11 protein-coding genes are annotated in these 15,929 nt (G+C 38.0%); 4 read left to right on the top strand and 7 right to left on the bottom strand.

The features are described 5' to 3' along the window. Positions 1 to 3: 3 nt before the first annotated feature. Both AOB46_RS05305 and AOB46_RS05300 read right to left on the bottom strand, forming a co-directional pair. Positions 4 to 756 carry a polysaccharide deacetylase family protein gene (locus AOB46_RS05305; protein ID WP_062697034.1) on the bottom strand — a complete coding sequence of 251 codons (753 nt, stop codon included), beginning with the start codon at positions 754 to 756 and terminating at the stop codon, positions 4 to 6. An 84-nt stretch (positions 757 to 840) separates the two neighbouring features. Then, positions 841 to 1,806 carry an NAD-dependent epimerase/dehydratase family protein gene (locus AOB46_RS05300; RefSeq protein ID WP_062697033.1) on the bottom strand — a complete coding sequence of 322 codons (966 nt, stop codon included), beginning with the start codon at positions 1,804 to 1,806 and terminating at the stop codon, positions 841 to 843. A 288-nt stretch (positions 1,807 to 2,094) separates the two neighbouring features. On the opposite strand from AOB46_RS05300, the gene ggt reads away from it, so the two are divergent. Both ggt and AOB46_RS05290 read left to right on the top strand, forming a co-directional pair. Beyond that, positions 2,095 to 3,783, top strand: a complete 1,689-nt coding sequence (ggt, locus tag AOB46_RS05295) for a gamma-glutamyltransferase (RefSeq protein WP_062697032.1) — start codon at positions 2,095 to 2,097, stop codon at positions 3,781 to 3,783. A 312-nt stretch (positions 3,784 to 4,095) separates the two neighbouring features. Then, the gene (locus AOB46_RS05290) at positions 4,096 to 5,376 is read left to right on the top strand and encodes a dicarboxylate/amino acid:cation symporter (protein ID WP_062697325.1); all 1,281 of its coding nucleotides are present in this window, start codon (positions 4,096 to 4,098) and stop codon (positions 5,374 to 5,376) included. A gap of 38 nt (positions 5,377 to 5,414) precedes the next feature. On the opposite strand, the gene AOB46_RS05285 is transcribed toward AOB46_RS05290, so the two are convergent. From AOB46_RS05285 to gyrB, 5 genes are all read right to left on the bottom strand, one after another. Beyond that, positions 5,415 to 6,305 carry a diacylglycerol/lipid kinase family protein gene (locus AOB46_RS05285; protein ID WP_410470264.1) on the bottom strand — a complete coding sequence of 297 codons (891 nt, stop codon included), beginning with the start codon at positions 6,303 to 6,305 and terminating at the stop codon, positions 5,415 to 5,417. A 5-nt stretch (positions 6,306 to 6,310) separates the two neighbouring features. Next, positions 6,311 to 7,138, bottom strand: coding sequence for an RsiV family protein (locus AOB46_RS05280; protein ID WP_062697031.1), 828 nt, complete (start codon positions 7,136 to 7,138; stop codon positions 6,311 to 6,313). A gap of 89 nt (positions 7,139 to 7,227) precedes the next feature. Beyond that, complete coding sequence (locus AOB46_RS05275; RefSeq protein WP_062697030.1) at positions 7,228 to 9,162, bottom strand: transglutaminase-like domain-containing protein; 1,935 nt, start codon at positions 9,160 to 9,162, stop codon at positions 7,228 to 7,230. Positions 9,163 to 9,170: 8 nt separating this feature from the next. Then, entirely contained in the window at positions 9,171 to 11,063 is a 1,893-nt protein-coding gene (locus AOB46_RS05270) for a DUF3857 domain-containing protein (protein ID WP_062697029.1), read from the bottom strand. A 124-nt stretch (positions 11,064 to 11,187) separates the two neighbouring features. Continuing rightward, a complete protein-coding gene (gyrB, locus tag AOB46_RS05265) occupies positions 11,188 to 13,122 on the bottom strand; it encodes a DNA topoisomerase (ATP-hydrolyzing) subunit B (RefSeq protein ID WP_062697028.1) in 1,935 nt (644 codons plus the stop codon). A gap of 459 nt (positions 13,123 to 13,581) precedes the next feature. Between gyrB and AOB46_RS05260 the strand changes: the two genes are divergently transcribed. Beyond that, positions 13,582 to 14,925: a cytochrome ubiquinol oxidase subunit I gene (locus AOB46_RS05260; RefSeq protein WP_062697027.1), complete on the top strand. Its 1,344-nt coding sequence runs from the start codon at positions 13,582 to 13,584 to the stop codon at positions 14,923 to 14,925. Next, entirely contained in the window at positions 14,922 to 15,926 is a 1,005-nt protein-coding gene (locus tag AOB46_RS05255) for a cytochrome d ubiquinol oxidase subunit II (RefSeq protein ID WP_062697026.1), read from the top strand. The genes AOB46_RS05260 and AOB46_RS05255 overlap by 4 nt, the downstream gene beginning before the upstream one ends. Positions 15,927 to 15,929: the final 3 nt, after the last annotated feature.

The following is a 15,929-nucleotide window of genomic DNA, read 5'->3' as shown; positions in this document are numbered from 1 at the left end:
TTATTAAAAAATATAATCTTTCATCCGGGAAGTAGCCAGCTCCTTCTCGTTAATCCAGGTAAGAAGGGCATCTAATTTGTCCTCCATTTTTTTGCCCGAAAACAGCTTCCGGTAAAAAGGGATATCAAACGGATATTTATTGAAATCGGTGAATTGCCAGGAGTTAAGGTAAATGAGAACAAAATCGTCATTCTTCAGGGTTTCAAATACCATGTTCTGATAATACTTCATCGGCAGGATCTGAAACACAAAATCATTATATGGCAGCTGGCTGTAGGGAGAGATACTTTCCGGAACCATACTCAGTCCGTCCTCTTCGGTAATTTCAGTATCCCTTTTCAGTCTTTTGAACGGAAAAAGAATATCAGCATTATCAATATTTGAAACGTAATTAAATTCTAATAACTTCAGATTCTCCTGAAGCTCTTTATGATCTTTCTGCCGGATTCCCCGGATCTGTTTTTCCAGAAGTTCCTGAAGATTTTTTTTAGCGTCCTCAATTTCCTTAAGACTGGAGCTCTTGTTATAAAAAGCAATTTCATGCCCTTGGGATGAAATTGCTTTAATTAAATTTTTAAGTTTTTCTGCGATGGAAATCTCCACAAAAAAACTTGCTTTTACGTCATGAATATCTAAAATTCTTAACAATGCTTTGGTATTGTCTTCTGTGATTTTTAATCTTTCTTCATCAGAAATCTGAGCCTCTTTTTTGGCTTCGGCTTCAATATTCAGGATGTTAAAAGTCAACAATATCATATCAATTAAATTTTAGATAAATTTTATAAATAATTAAAAATCAGATGTTAAATAAATTTTCAATTAAACTTTAACTTTAAGTAATTAATTCTTAGCTAATTTTACTTTAAGATTTTTAATCATATCTTTTGTCATCTCAGAAATTCCGAAATCGTAGGTCAGTCCCCAATCTTTTTTAGCCACAGAATCGTCGATGGAAGCCGGCCAGGAATCTGCAATTGCCTGTCTGAAATCCGGGTTGTAATCAATTGTAAAATCCGGGATTTCTTTCTGGATTTCTTCTGCCAGTTCTTTTGGAGTAAATGACATTCCTCCCAGATTGTATGAAGAACGGACTGTTAAACTTTCTTTCGGAGCTTCCATTAATTTCAGGGTTGCATTGATGGCATCATCCATATACAGCATCGGCATTCCTGTATTCTCGGAAATGAAGCTTGTATACTTTCCGTCTTCTATTGCTTTGTAAAAAATCTCTACAGCATAATCCGTTGTTCCTCCCCCTGCAGGAGTTTTCCATGAAATCAGTCCAGGATATCTGATGCTTCTTACATCTACTCCATGCTTATCGAAATAGTATTCGCACCACTTCTCTCCAGCCATTTTAGAAATTCCGTACACTGTAGTTGGATTCAGAACGACATCCTGCCCTACATCATGTTTTGGAATTCCTTTTCCAAATACGGCGATGGAACTTGGCCAGAAGATCTTTTTAATCAGTCCTTCTTTCGCCATTTCGCAAAAATGAAGAAGAGGTTCCAGATTCAGTTTCCAGGCAAAAATAGGCTGCTTTTCTGAAGTTCCGGACAAAAGTGACGCCAGGTGATACACTGTTGTGATATCATAATCCTGAATTACCTGTCTTACCAATTGTGTATTGGTAACATCCATTCTTTCATAATGTCCGGCAGAGGTAATTCCCTCTTGCCATCTGTCCAGTCCTGAAGCAACCACATTGTCTGCTCCGTGAATTTCAACAAGTCTGTTGGTAAGTTCGGTGCCTATTTGTCCCAAGGCTCCCGTGATCAGTATTCTTTCCGTATAGGATTCCATTTTTCAGATTTTTTTAGAATTGTACAAAAGTAAAAAAATCATGCTTATCATAATAAAAAAGGTGTTCTAAAAACACTTTCTATAAGAGCGATTGAAAAAAAGCATTACAACCATTCAGATTTCCGGGAAGTTAACCATAATAAGGTTTTAATAAAAAATAATCACCATTATCCGGAGACAGATTTCTTTTATATTATCCATTCTGTTAAGCCGGAATATTCCATCAGTTTAGCATGCAGCTGTTTACAGAAAAAAAATATCTACTTTTGTTGTTATAAAGAAAATCCTATGAAGAAGTTTTTTATTGCTGCGGTATTGCTGGCCGGTCAATTTTACCGGGCCCAATTTACTGACATCAGCATTGTAAAAGAGGTAAAAGTGAAGAATAAAGGTGTAGTGGTATCTGCGCATCCATTGGCCAGCGAAGCAGGCGCTAAAGTTCTTAAAATGGGAGGAAACGCCTATGATGCTGTTGTAGCTACGCAATATGCACTGGCTGTTGTATATCCTCAGGCCGGAAATATCGGTGGAGGCGGATTTTTAGTCGGAGTGAAGAACAATGGAGAAAAATTTACTCTGGACTATAGGGAAACTGCTCCCAAAAAGGCTTCGAGAGATATGTATATTGATAAGAAGGGAAAAGCAGACACTGATCTTTCCCAAAACGGGAGACTGGCAGTAGGTGTTCCGGGGAGTGTTGCTGGTTTTTTCGCGACTTTAAAACACTGCAAACTTCCGATGGAAAAAATCATCCAGCCAGCCATTGATCTGGCAGAGCAGGGATTTGCCATCACGGAGCAGGAAGCTGATATGCTTAATAACAACAGAGAATATTTCAAGAAACATAATACATCTTCCATCGTTTTTGTAAAAGACACCCCTTGGAAAGCAGGCGATCTTCTGATTCAGAAAGAACTTGCTGAAACCCTGAAACTAATCCAGAAACAGGGAGCTAAAGGTTTCTATGAAGGAAAAACCGCTGAACTTCTTGTTGCTGAAATGAAAAGAGGCAACGGAATTATTACACTGGATGATCTTAAAAACTATAAGGTTGCTGAAAGAAAAGCCTTAGAATTTGATTATAAAGGTAACAATGTGGTTTCCATGCCTCTGCCTTCAAGCGGCGGTGTCCTTCTCGCCCAGATGCTCAGAATGGCCAGTTTTGAGAACCTTGAAAAATACCAGCAAAACTCCACAAAAGCTGTTCAGATTATGACGGAAGCAGAAAGAAGAGCTTTTGCAGACCGCGCAGAATATATGGGCGATCCTGATTTCATTCAGGATAAGACCGCTTACCTGATTTCTGATGACTATTTAAAAAGCCGATGGAAAAACTTCAGTTTCAGTAAAGCAACTCCGAGTTCTGAAGTCGGGAAAATCATTCCTCAACCGAAAGAGTCCACCCAGACCACACATATTTCCGTTCTGGATAAAGACGGAAATGCAGCTTCTGTAACCACAACGCTTAACGGCTATTACGGAAGCAAAGTCGTAGTTTCGGGAGCGGGATTTTTCTTAAATAATGAAATGGATGATTTCTCCATCAAACCCGGCGTACCCAATATGTTCGGAGCGGTAGGCGGAGAAGCCAATTCTATACAACCCAATAAAAGGATGCTTTCTTCCATGACTCCTACCATTCTTCTGAAAAACGGAAAACCATATATGGTAGTAGGAACTCCGGGAGGAACAACAATTCCTACCTCTGTTTACCAATCAATCGTCAATGTAGTGGATTTTAAACTGAATGCCAATATTTCGGTTAATGCTCCTAAATTTCACCATCAATGGCTTCCGGAAACGATAAAAGTCGAAAATAATTTCCCGGAAAGTACAATTGCCGAGCTGAAAAGTAAGAATTATGTGATTGAAAAGGTAAAGCAGATCGGAAAAACAGAAATGATTGTTCTTGATGACAACGGAACTATTCATGCTGTGGCAGACGGCCGCGGAGATGATTCTGTTGCGGTTGAATAACAGTATCTGATATAATTTTATAAAAATGTCCCGGATTATAATCCCTGGGACATTTTTCATTATATTTTTCCTGAAAAAACATTTGCTCTTAGTTAGTGGGAATGCACTATCATCCGTTTAAAGCTAAAAACATGCATATCAAAAAATGAGCGGAAACCCTCTCTTTAATCTTACTCTGAATCCATTAAAGGCATAAAATCTTTCTGGTTAACCATTATTATTGATCCGGTCAGGATGTACAATTATTACTGATTTTTGTCATGTTTTAAGATTAAAATTCTTAATTTTCGCTCTTTGAAAACAAACCAATCTTTGAAAGCGAAAAAATTCCATCAGCAGCTTTACTTCCAGGTGATTATGGCGATTGCCGCAGGTATTCTTTTGGGAAATTTTTATCCTGAACTGGGTGAAAAAATGAAACCTCTGGGTGACGGATTCATTAAACTCGTTAAAATGATTATCGCACCGGTGATCTTTATTACTCTCACCCTGGGAATTGCCCATATGACCGACCTTAAAAAAGTAGGAAGAATCGCCGTAAAAGCCATGATCTATTTTTTTACGTTTTCTACTTTAGCCCTGATCATCGGATTGATTGTAGGAAACCTTCTTCAGCCGGGGCATGGATTAAATATTGATCCCTCAACTCTTTCAGGAGATGTTTCCCAATATCAGCAGAAAGCTCACGAATCTACGCTTACAGGATTCATTATGAATATTATTCCTGAAACACTTTTCAGTCCGCTGGTAGGTGAAAATATTCTTCAGGTACTTTTGGTAGCTATCTTAATGGGGGTAGCACTTGTTTTAACGAAGGAAAAAAGCCAGAAAGTGACAAATTTTCTTCAGGATCTATCAACACCTGTTTTTAAGATCGTTCACATGCTGATGAAGCTTGCGCCTATCGGGGCGTTTGGAGCCATGGCATTTACGATCGGGAAATACGGCCTTCATTCTGTTCTGAACCTTATATTTCTGGTGGCCACATTTTATATTACATCTTTCCTGTTTGTTGTTTTGGTATTAGGAGCCGTGGCCTGGTACAATGGATTTAATATTTTTAAACTGATGTTTTATCTGAAAGAAGAACTTCTTCTTGTTTTAGGAACCAGCTCATCTGAATCTGCTCTTCCCGGCATTATGGAAAAGCTTGAAAAGGCAGGCTGCTCCAGAGCGATTGTAGGGTTGGTAGTTCCCACCGGTTATTCTTTTAACCTGGATGGCACTAATATTTATATGACGCTTGCTTCTTTATTCATTGCACAGGCCCTTAATATTGATCTTTCGATTGAAAAACAGCTGATGCTGCTTCTGGTAGCCATGTTGAGCTCGAAAGGAGCAGCCGGCGTTACGGGAGCCGGATTTGTTACTTTGGCAGCTACCCTTGCTGTTGTGCCGGAAATCCCGATTGCCGGAATGACCCTGATTCTGGGAATTGATAAGTTTATGAGTGAGTGCAGAGCCCTGACCAATGTCATCGGAAATTCTGTAGCAACAGTGGTTGTTGCCAATTGGGAAAAACAGCTGGATAAAAAACAGCTGCAATATTGTCTGGACTATCCGGCTGAAATTGAGAAAAAACTGGAAGTCTAAACGATGGGCAATGGAAGACAGAAGCTTTTAAAAGAAAGTTAAACCAGAATATTCAGACTGGCTGGCAGCACTTTTACATGAACCGGAGATTTTATTTTATTGAATTCCCCGTCAAGATGCCAGTTTTTGGTATTGACCTTAAATGATATTTCAGAAACGGGAAGATAGGTTACATATTCATCATCTTTCAGCCGCTTGGTAAACATTCTGAAGGCGAAAAGAGCAGAATAGGTAAGCGGAAATTTTTTCACCAAAACCATATCAACAAGGCCATCGCTTTTGCTTGCATTCGGGGCAATATAGGCATTGTTTCCGAACTGGCGGGTATTGGCAATATTCAGCATCAGGTATTTCCCGTTGTATTTTTCATATTCTTCATCAAAAAACTTAACCTTGATTGGTTTATAGTTAAAGAAGGTCTTAAGTGAGACTTTAATGTAATTTTTAAATCCGCGGCTTGTTTTCTCAAATTCCTTGACCACTTTACCATCGAAACCTGTTCCTGAGACATTAATGGAAAGCCTGTCATTGACCATAAAGGTATCAATCTTCCTGGATTTTCCGGCTTTGATTTTTTCTAAAAGTTCATCCAGATTTTTATTGAAACGGGTTTCATTGGAAAAGCCATTTCCTGATCCGGCCGGAAATATGGCCAGAATCTTCTCTGTACTGATCAGATTTTTAGCAACGGTAGAAATGGTTCCGTCCCCTCCGATCGCTACAAATATATCCACCTCATCAAAATGGGTTCTGATGAAATCATCTGTCCCCGGAATAGATTCAGAGACATAATACAAGGGATTATCGACCTTTTTTTTAAGCTCATTCAGAAACGGCTGGTAATTTTTTTTAGCCGAAAAGGGATTGATGATAAACGCTGCTTTTTCCATTACCGCAAAAATAGAAAATGCTTCCTGATCGGGAAGCATTTTATTTATTTTATTTTCATTCTTTCTTTGAATTCAGAATTCAGGGTACCTTTTAAATCTTCCCAGGAAACAGGAATAATGATATCCCCAGCGGCAAAAGCAGCAATTTCATAAGGGCTGTAATGGAAATACAGATTTTTCTGATCAAAATAGAAGTTTTCTGTTACGGGAATAACTTCCACCAATAGCATATCAGAGTTTTTAATTTCTCTTTTTTCGTCTATAGACCCGTTGGGAATTTTATTGACATTCTTCATCAGAATAGCTTCCAGTTTGGCTTTAGGCATAGAAGTAATTTCTTTAAGCTCCAGCCTTTTGTTCTTTTTAAGATCAAAAACTCTTTCTGAAAATCCGTAATTATCATGTGCTCCTCCTGTATATGAGCTTTGGGCATAATTAATATGCATATAGTCATTGATGTTCGAAACTAAACTCATCCGGAATTCTGAATACCAGTTTTGGGCGTAGGAAAGATCCGAAAGTACATCTTTACTTTCTTTTTTTACAGAGGTAAAATAATTATCCTTTTCATTGATCAGATAGTTTTCCAACCCTTGTTTCGAGAAGTCTCTGATTCGTTTATATCCCCAATAAATACTATCTAACAGTGTTTTATCCTTCAGTTCCGGAAAAACAAGGAACTCGGAAGAGAACGCTACTGATAGTGAATCGCTGATCTTTACGGAATCAGATACATTCACTGAATCTATTTTTAGGCTTACAGATTTCAGGTTTTCTGTTTTATCTGCCGGAATTCCTCCTTTTTCTTCTTTTTTACACGCAGAAAAAGCCAGCAAAGACGAAAGAGCCAGAACAGCAATACTGTTTTTCATAATTTCAATTTTCCGATAGGAATGCAAAAACCATTCAAAAAGATGAATGGTTTAAAAAAAATCTTTATTTTTTATATCAGATCTGAATATTAAGACTTTTTAATCAGACTGATCACCTGGTTTTCACTTTTTGAAGCGGTGTTCCAGATTTGTTTAAAAGCAGGATAATATTCTTTCGGATAATCCGGGCTTGCAATCTTAATAACCGAGGTAACCTCCAGCTTGTTTCCTTTCAAATCGGCAGTATAGCTGTATTCTATTTCTTTATCGTCTGTAACAATCTTTTTGCTCTTAGGCATTTCTTCAATGGTATATCCTTCCGGAATTTCCAAGGTAATTTTTTTTACTTTAGCAAAGGCAGATATTAGATCGATAGGATATTTTCTGGCTTCTGTCTGATCAAATTCATTGGAAGTTTTTCCCAGGAAAAGCATAGGATTAATGATCATCTTTTTTCCTATTTTGTCTATCAGGTTTTCAGAAGTGAATTTCATTGTACTTTCAAATTCTCCTTTATCCAGAACTTTACAATTGATATCCGTAAAATCTATTGAAAAGTTTTCTTTGTATTGCTTTTTATATTTTTCGGCATTTTCATCATAGCTTTCCTTGGCAAACATTCCAAAAGTTCCGGTATCTTTATCAGCATAAGTTCCGGAAATACTGCCATCGTCATTAATTTTGGCGTTGGCGATCAGATAATTGAAGCTCGCTGTAGCATTTGACATCTGCATCTGTCGTGCTTTATCTTTTGCCATCAGAATTCCATATTCGTTCCAGTCTCTGGGTGGAAGATTGTTCATTGAAGACTGCTTTGAGGTAGCGTCATACAGGTTATAACCTTCTTTGTTGCCCACGGCAGCCAGCACAAAGTTGGTACTCATAAGACTTGGAGATGCCAGGTTAATCAGCCCGTTGTCCACAGTAGAAATAAGAAGCGGATCTGCTTTAAGCCCTGCTTCTCTAAGCATCATAACAAGAAACAGGTTGATTTCGGCAGCATTTCCTGTTTTGGTTTCTATTAATTTTTTCAAACCATCTTCTGTATAAATTCCTCTGTCGTTATTCCAGGTAAAGGTATTTTTTACATAATCGAAAATGGCGTTTGCTTTTTCCTCATCTGTTTTTAGTCCGGCAATATGAGCAGGCATATTTTCTTTTGCCAATCTCGTCTTTTTTAATTCTCCACCAAAATCATCGTCACTATAGAGCTTTTCTTTGATTTCTTCCCAGGATGAAGAGTACAATTTCAACTGTCCGATATGGGTAGAATGAAGCTCTGCACTTATTTTAGTACGGTAATTCCTGTCATTCTTTACAAACTTCTCCGTTTTAAACCCTTTTAAGTTTTCAAAACCTAATCTGTAAGTCTTATAATCCATGCCATTCATCAGCTTATCTTCAACCATCCTGTATTTTGGCATTAAAGATCCTGTATAGTTCACATTATAAGAAATATTAACCGGGCTGTCCAATACATATTCTGTATATAGTGAAGGGGTATCACTTTCTATCAGGGCTTGCGGAATTGAATACAGGAACGGTGATAAAACCTCATATTGATATTCTATTACGGAACCATTCTTTACATTAGGAAATGCAAATTTTGTGATGGTGGTATATTTACTCTCTTTACTTTTGTACTTTGAGCTTTTATCTACTTTGGTAGAAACGGCATTGCCATTTTCAAGGTTATAGGTAAAGGCTTTTATTTTATTCAGGGTTTCTCTGGCAGTAGAGTTTTGATACAGTGGAATTTCAAGGTTAAGCCAGTCTTCTGCTTTATCTTTATCATAGATTTTTACTCTGCAGACCACATTTTTGTGGAATTCTCCCTTCACTCCGTCAATATAATAATGAACTGATCTGTATAAGATTTCAGCCGGAGCATTTTCATCCAAGGCAGATTTTGTTTTACTCAGATCTTCATTGTTGAATTTAGGAGTATCCAGGAACTCGTGTTTCTGACCGCTGACTAATGCCAGACTGCAATAGCAGAAGGCCAATAATAAGACTTTCTTCATTGTATGTTTTATATTTTTGTTACTAAGATTTTTGAATTGTCACCATTGACGATTTTTTTTCTAAAGCTCATATATTCATTATATTTTTCTTTCGGGAATATGCCTTTATTCATTTTAATAAGTCTGGTGACTTTTACTTCGCCATCACTTTTGGCAATATTTAATTTATAGCTTCCAAATTCAGAATTAATCTGTACATTATCCGGAATCTCATCTACTTTATAATTTTTTGGAATCGCAAAGCTTATTTCATATTCGTCTTCATAGGACTGCCCTACTTCAAACGGAAGCTCTCTTTTTTCATCGGCTTTGTAATTGTAATTGGAAAAAATAGGTACCGCTCTGAAAATTAAGCTGCTTCCCACATTTTTAGAATAATTTCCGGCTTTAAAATCTATATCAAGCTTTATCGATGCATTATCTTTATCGTTAACAAAATTCTTCACTTCAACTTTTTCAAAATTCAAAACATCAAATCTGTTTTTCACAGTTTCTGTTTTTTCCTTTGGAGACCGGTAGGCATAGGCCAGGTTAAAGTCATACTGACTTCCGGTATAAGTGAACTGAGCCTCACCATTAATACTGTTATCATCGTTAATACTGATTCTTATCTTCTGTTTTTCAGCGTTCTGCTCAGCTGTATAGGAAGGGGTATTGATGAGCTCTATTCCTTTTTTTGTTACAGCAAGAACATTTCTGTCTGTTGTATTATAACTTAAATGATTGAAAGCAATCTGCTGGGACGTATTTTCAAGCCAGATATTTCCTTTTTCAGTGGGAACCATAAGGATAGCATGATTTCCTGCCATTGTAGGAAAATCAGGATCAAAGGAGACCTGTGAAGAGCTGGAGTTGATCACACAGTAATTGGAAGGAATTCCTGCTTCATTCAGTAAGGTTTTCATATAATTGGTAAGGCCTTTACAGTCTCCATAGCCTTTCTTCTGCACCTCATCAGGAAGCATGGGAAGCCATCCGCCAATCCCAAGTCCTACAAATATATAGCGGGTTTTCGACTGCATATGCTGGAAAAGCTTCTTCACTTTTTCCTCTGTGGAACCTGTCAGCTTCAGGGCTTCAACCTCAGCTTTGATTGCAGGAGTAGCTATAGAAACCGGCTCAACAAGATTATTATAATACCAGGTTCCGAAATCTGTCCAGTTATTTAAAGTTCCCTGTTTTCCCTCTAAATTAAATTTAGAAAGCGCAAAACTTACTTTTGGTAAAATTTTTACAGGCTGAGGCAGCATCAGCACATTATCGATAGCCGGAACATTTTTATAGGAGTAAATCTTTTCGCCTCCAAGATCATTAAATGAAACGGATGTATAGTCATATTTTGACGGATATGTTTTGGTTCTCAGCTCAATACCTGATTTATTGATGATTTTAAACTGGCTTTCTTCCAAAGAGGTATTGGTTGAAGAAAATGGTACAAAATCAGGAATAAAAGCAGTATTCTCTAATTCGGTCTTATAGGAAAAATCAATAGTATAAGGATATTGAGCAGGGGTATATGACAATACTAAAACTCTGCTGTCTGAATAAAACACTCCCTGTCCGTTATTCGCAAAGTCTCCGAAATCAGATTTTGAAAAGCTTTTTATTTTCTTTCCGCTCTCATCATACACGGTAACTTTTACTTCGGAAATATTATCGCCTTTTTTATAAGGAATATATACAGCAGCTTTGGAATCTCCTTCTTTATTCAGAACGGTTGTTACGGTATTACTTGTATACTGTATTTCATCAATTTTATTAATCTGAATAGTTGTGAAATCTTTCCTGATGACAACATCAGCGTTTTTCTTTAAATTTTCGGGGATTGCAGAAACGGGATAGGTCTGGGCAAAATATATTGAGGCTGTGGAGAATGCCCCTAAGATTAAAAATTTCATCATAGTTATTAAAATTGCGCAAAAATAGTAAAATCTTAATAACTGTTAAATTTTTTATTTTAATCTAAATGATATTTATAAAAAAAGGCTTCATTGCTGAAGCCTTTTTAATTTATATTTTTAACAATTACGCATCAATCTTAGCATATTTTGCATTTTTCTCAATAAACTCTCTTCTTGGTGGAACTTCATCCCCCATCAGCATAGAGAAGATACTGTCTGCTTCTACTGCATTATCAATGGTTACCTGCTTTAAAATTCTATGCTCAGGATTCAGCGTTGTTTCCCAAAGCTGTTCCGGGTTCATTTCTCCAAGACCTTTATAACGCTGTACTTCTACTCCTTTTCCATCCGGAGACATTTCCAGAGTAAATTCCTCACGCTCTTTTTCGTTATAAGCATATACTTTCTTATTTCCTTTCTTCAATAGATATAGAGGCGGCTGGGCAATGTAAATATATCCATTTTCAATAAGCTCTTTCATATATCTGAAGAAGAATGTAAGAATCAGGGTAGAAATGTGAGATCCATCAATATCAGCATCGGTCATGATGACAATTTTGTGGTATCTCAATTTAGTCATATTCAACGCTTTGCTGTCTTCTTCTGTTCCTACAGAAACTCCAAGCGCAGTATAAATATTTTTGATTTCTTCGTTATCATATACTTTATGAAGCATAGATTTTTCCACATTCAGGATCTTACCTCTTAAAGGCAGGATTGCCTGAAAATGTCTGTCTCTTCCCTGTTTTGCGGTTCCACCTGCGGAATCTCCCTCTACCAGGAATAATTCAGATTCAGCCGGATCTTTGGAAGAACAGTCAGAAAGCTTTCCAGGAAGCCCTGAACCTCCCATCGGGGATTTTCTCTGAACCATTTCACGGGCCTTTTTCGCAGCCTGTCTTGCTTTTGCTGCCAAAACCACTTTCTGTACAATTTGTTTTGCTTCATTAGGGTTTTCTTCAAGAAAGTTGGTTAACATTTCTCCAACAATCTTATCTACGGCACCTGAAACTTCAGAGTTTCCAAGCTTAGTTTTAGTCTGTCCTTCAAACTGAGGCTCCATTACTTTTACAGAAACTACTGCTGTTAAACCTTCACGGAAGTCATCTCCGGTAATGTCTACTTTTTCTTTCTGCGGAATTCCCAGATCATCAGCATATTTTTTAAGGGTTCTCGTTAAAGCACGTCTGAAACCTGCCAGGTGGGTTCCCCCTTCATGAGTATTGATGTTGTTCACATAAGAATGCAGGTTCTCATTGAAAGAGGTATTGTAACGCATCGCTACTTCCACCGGAATATCATCTCTTTCGCCTTCCATGAAGATAACATTCTCCATGATTGATTCTCTGTTTCCATCGATATAGGCAACAAACTCTTTTAAACCGCCTTCAGAATGAAAAACCTCTGATCGGAAAGAACCGTCTTCCAATTTTTCTCTTTCATCCGTAAGAGTAATGGTGATTCCTTTGTTAAGGTAGGAAAGTTCTCTTAAACGGCTGGCTAAAGTATCATAGTTATAAACCAGTTCTGTGAAAATCGTATCATCAGGCTGGAAAAACTGCTTTGTTCCTCTTCTGTCACTGTGCCCTATTTCTTCAACCTCGGTTTGTGCTTTTCCTTTGGAATATACCTGCTGATATACATTTCCGTCTCTGTAAACGGTAGTGATCATTTCGTTGGAAAGTGCATTCACACACGATACCCCTACTCCGTGAAGACCTCCCGAAACCTTGTAGGAATCTTTATCAAACTTTCCTCCGGCTCCGATTTTGGTCATTACAACTTCAAGAGCTGATTTTTGTTCTTTTTCGTGGAAATCAACAGGAATACCTCTACCGTTATCGCTTACTTCAATTCCGTTTCTTTCTTTAATTGCAACAAAGATCGTATCACAGTATCCTGCCAACGCTTCGTCAATAGAGTTATCTACTACTTCATAAACCAAATGATGGAGACCTCTTGTCCCTACATCACCAATGTACATTGAAGGACGCATACGAACGTGTTCCATTCCTTCCAATGCCTGAATACTACTAGCTGTATATTGTTTCTGACTCATATTAAATTATTAAATCCTGCCAAATGCAAAGACCTACAAATATCGTGATTTTTTTCGAGGTATGAAAGTTAAAAAGTGTCAAAAAAGTATTGTTATCAGCATAAAGAAAGCAGACCCGGGCCTGCTTGTGTTTTTAGAGTAATTCACAAAATTCATTACCATTTAAGAATCAATTTTTTATTGCCTGCCCCGAAATAATTTTACTGGATTCCGTTATGAATTTAATTATATAAGCCCTATGTATTCCGTTGAATAGTATCAGATGCAGATGAAGGCATAAGACTGATGCCGGAATGAGTTTTTTCTCCCATGATTATCTGTGTGTTTTTTATTTTGGCAAAAAAATTATATTCTCAAAAAATACCAAAGTTAAAATTGATTTCTAAAATTCCTGCTGTTGTAAATCATATTCATCATCAATAATTTATCCGTAAATTTATTTACTCAAAAGTTGATAGTATGGATGATTTTATTGCTGCCCGAGCGCAGATGGCCATTTCGCTGGGCTTTCATATCATTTTCGCCTGTGTGGGAATGGTCATGCCTTTTCTGATGGCTTTCGCCCACTGGAAATACCTTAAGACGAATAATGAAGTATATAAAGGACTCACCAAAGCATGGAGTAAAGGCGTTGCTATCCTGTTTGCAACGGGGGCCGTGTCCGGGACAATGCTTTCTTTTGAGCTTGGGCTTCTCTGGCCCGGATTTATGAAACATGCCGGACCTATATTCGGAATGCCTTTTTCTTTAGAGGGAACAGCATTTTTTATTGAAGCTATTGCAATAGGATTCTTTTTATACGGTTGGGAGAAATTCAACAAATGGTTCCACTGGTTCTGCGGATTTCTGGTAGGGTTAAGCGGCTTAGCCTCCGGAATTCTGGTTGTTGCCGCCAATGCTTGGATGAATTCTCCTTCCGGATTCGATTATATCAACGGACAGTATCTGAATATTGATCCAATCAAAGCCATGTTTAATGATGCGTGGTTTCCACAGGCACTTCATATGACCGTTGCTGCATTTTGTGCTACAGGATTTGCAGTAGCCGGGGTACATGCTTTTCTGATTATGAAGAAGAAAAATGTGGAATTTCATACCAAAGCATTCAGAATTGCTGCCGGTTTTGCATTAATAGGAGCATTCGGTGCCCCTTTAAGCGGTGATATTGCTGCCAAATCTGTTGCTGAAAGACAGCCTATTAAGCTTGCTGCCATGGAAGCTCATTTTGAGACTGAAAAAGGAGCCGCTTTTGTTATTGGAGGGATTCCTGATGAAGAAAAAGGTGAAATAAAATATGCCATAAAGATCCCTAAGGTTTTGAGCTTTCTGGTAAGCAATGACTTTAATTCTGAAGTTAAGGGCCTGAATGATTTCCCAAGAGATGAGTGGCCTCCGATTGCTGTTACACATTATGCTTTTCAGATTATGATCTTCTTCGGAGTAGTTATGATATGTATTGGAGCTGTTTATCTGTATGCTCATTTTTTCAGGAAAGAATGGCTCACCAAAAACTGGCTTTTAAAAACATTTCTGATTGCTACCCCTTTCGGATATATTGCTCTGGAAGCCGGATGGACGGTTACAGAAGTAGGACGCCAGCCATGGATTATTTACGGAGTGATGAGAACCATAGATGCGGTAACCCCAATGCCGGGAATACAGTATTCCTTTTATTTCTTTACCGCTATTTTTGTTTCCTTATCCCTGATTATTATTTTCCTGCTCAGAAGGCAAATTCAGATGGTACCGAAGCTTTACGATCCTACCGATCCTCAGTTTAACAATAAAAGCAAAAAATCATGATCTACATTGTTATAGGCTTTCTCTGGCTCTCTATCTGTCTTTATATTATTTTAGGCGGAGCTGATTTCGGGGCAGGAATTGTAGAGCTTTTCACCCATAAAAAGGCACGTCATAAAACGGAAGAGATCATGTATGAATCCATTGCTCCGGTATGGGAAGCCAATCATATGTGGCTGATCATCGCAATTGTGATTCTTTTTGTAGGCTTTCCGGAAATTTATACCACAATGTCTACTTATCTTCATATTCCTTTGGTATTGATGCTTTTAGGAATCATTGCAAGAGGAACAGCTTTTACATTCAGACATTATGATGCCGTGAAAGACAACTGGCAGATTTTATATACCCAGATCTTTTATTATGCCAGTCTTCTGACCCCGTTTTTTCTGGGGCTGATTGCTGCAGCTACGGTGTCTCATTCTATAAACCCTGATACCGTTGGTTTTCTGGATCTGTATATTTTCAGCTGGCTGAACTGGTTCGGGGTTTCTGTGGGATTATTTACCGTAGCTCTCTGTGCTTACCTGGCTTCCATTTTTTCATTAAGGGAAACCCGGGATAAAGCAGATCTGCTCCTGATGATCAGGAAATCCAAACAGACCATGATCTTTGTAGTGATCACCGGAATACTGGTATTTTTAACCGCCTATCTTTCAGACATTCCTCTTTTGATGTGGGTATTTTCAAAGCCTTTGGGAATTATGGCAATTGCTTTTGCTACTATTGCCTTATTGCTTATTCTTCGGGCTATGAACAGACAAAAACTACTTCCGGTACGCGCTCTTGCGGGCTTCCAGATGGTAATGATCCTTGTTGCTGCTACCTATCAGCATAATCCGGATATCATTTTATTAGGAAACGGGCAGCACCTTTCATTACTTGCGCATACAGCTCCTCCGAAAACCATCGCAGCTTTAGGATGGGCTCTGATGCTGGGCTCTCTGTTCATTCTCCCGTTTCTGTTTTACCTGATGGCATCATTCAGCAAACAGAGAAAATAACGA

Source organism: Chryseobacterium indologenes, assembly GCF_001295265.1.
In the GTDB taxonomy this organism is placed as follows: domain Bacteria; phylum Bacteroidota; class Bacteroidia; order Flavobacteriales; family Weeksellaceae; genus Chryseobacterium; species Chryseobacterium indologenes_A.
The sequence above is the reverse complement of the archived record's forward strand: the minus strand, read 5'-3'. Positions and strand labels throughout refer to the sequence as shown.

Bases quoted from the DNA above. Each gene is read 5' to 3' on its own strand.
- AOB46_RS05305 (WP_062697034.1), bottom strand. From the start codon at position 756: ATGATATTGTTGACTTTTAACATCCTGAATATTGAAGCCGAAGCCAAA.
- AOB46_RS05300 (WP_062697033.1), bottom strand. From the start codon at position 1,806: ATGGAATCCTATACGGAAAGAATACTGATCACGGGAGCCTTGGGACAA.
- ggt (WP_062697032.1), top strand. From the start codon at position 2,095: ATGAAGAAGTTTTTTATTGCTGCGGTATTGCTGGCCGGTCAATTTTAC.
- AOB46_RS05285 (WP_410470264.1), bottom strand. From the start codon at position 6,305: ATGCTTCCCGATCAGGAAGCATTTTCTATTTTTGCGGTAATGGAAAAA.
- AOB46_RS05280 (WP_062697031.1), bottom strand. From the start codon at position 7,138: ATGAAAAACAGTATTGCTGTTCTGGCTCTTTCGTCTTTGCTGGCTTTT.
- AOB46_RS05275 (WP_062697030.1), bottom strand. From the start codon at position 9,162: ATGAAGAAAGTCTTATTATTGGCCTTCTGCTATTGCAGTCTGGCATTA.
- AOB46_RS05270 (WP_062697029.1), bottom strand. From the start codon at position 11,063: ATGATGAAATTTTTAATCTTAGGGGCATTCTCCACAGCCTCAATATAT.
- gyrB (WP_062697028.1), bottom strand. From the start codon at position 13,122: ATGAGTCAGAAACAATATACAGCTAGTAGTATTCAGGCATTGGAAGGA.
- AOB46_RS05260 (WP_062697027.1), top strand. From the start codon at position 13,582: ATGGATGATTTTATTGCTGCCCGAGCGCAGATGGCCATTTCGCTGGGC.
- AOB46_RS05255 (WP_062697026.1), top strand. From the start codon at position 14,922: ATGATCTACATTGTTATAGGCTTTCTCTGGCTCTCTATCTGTCTTTAT.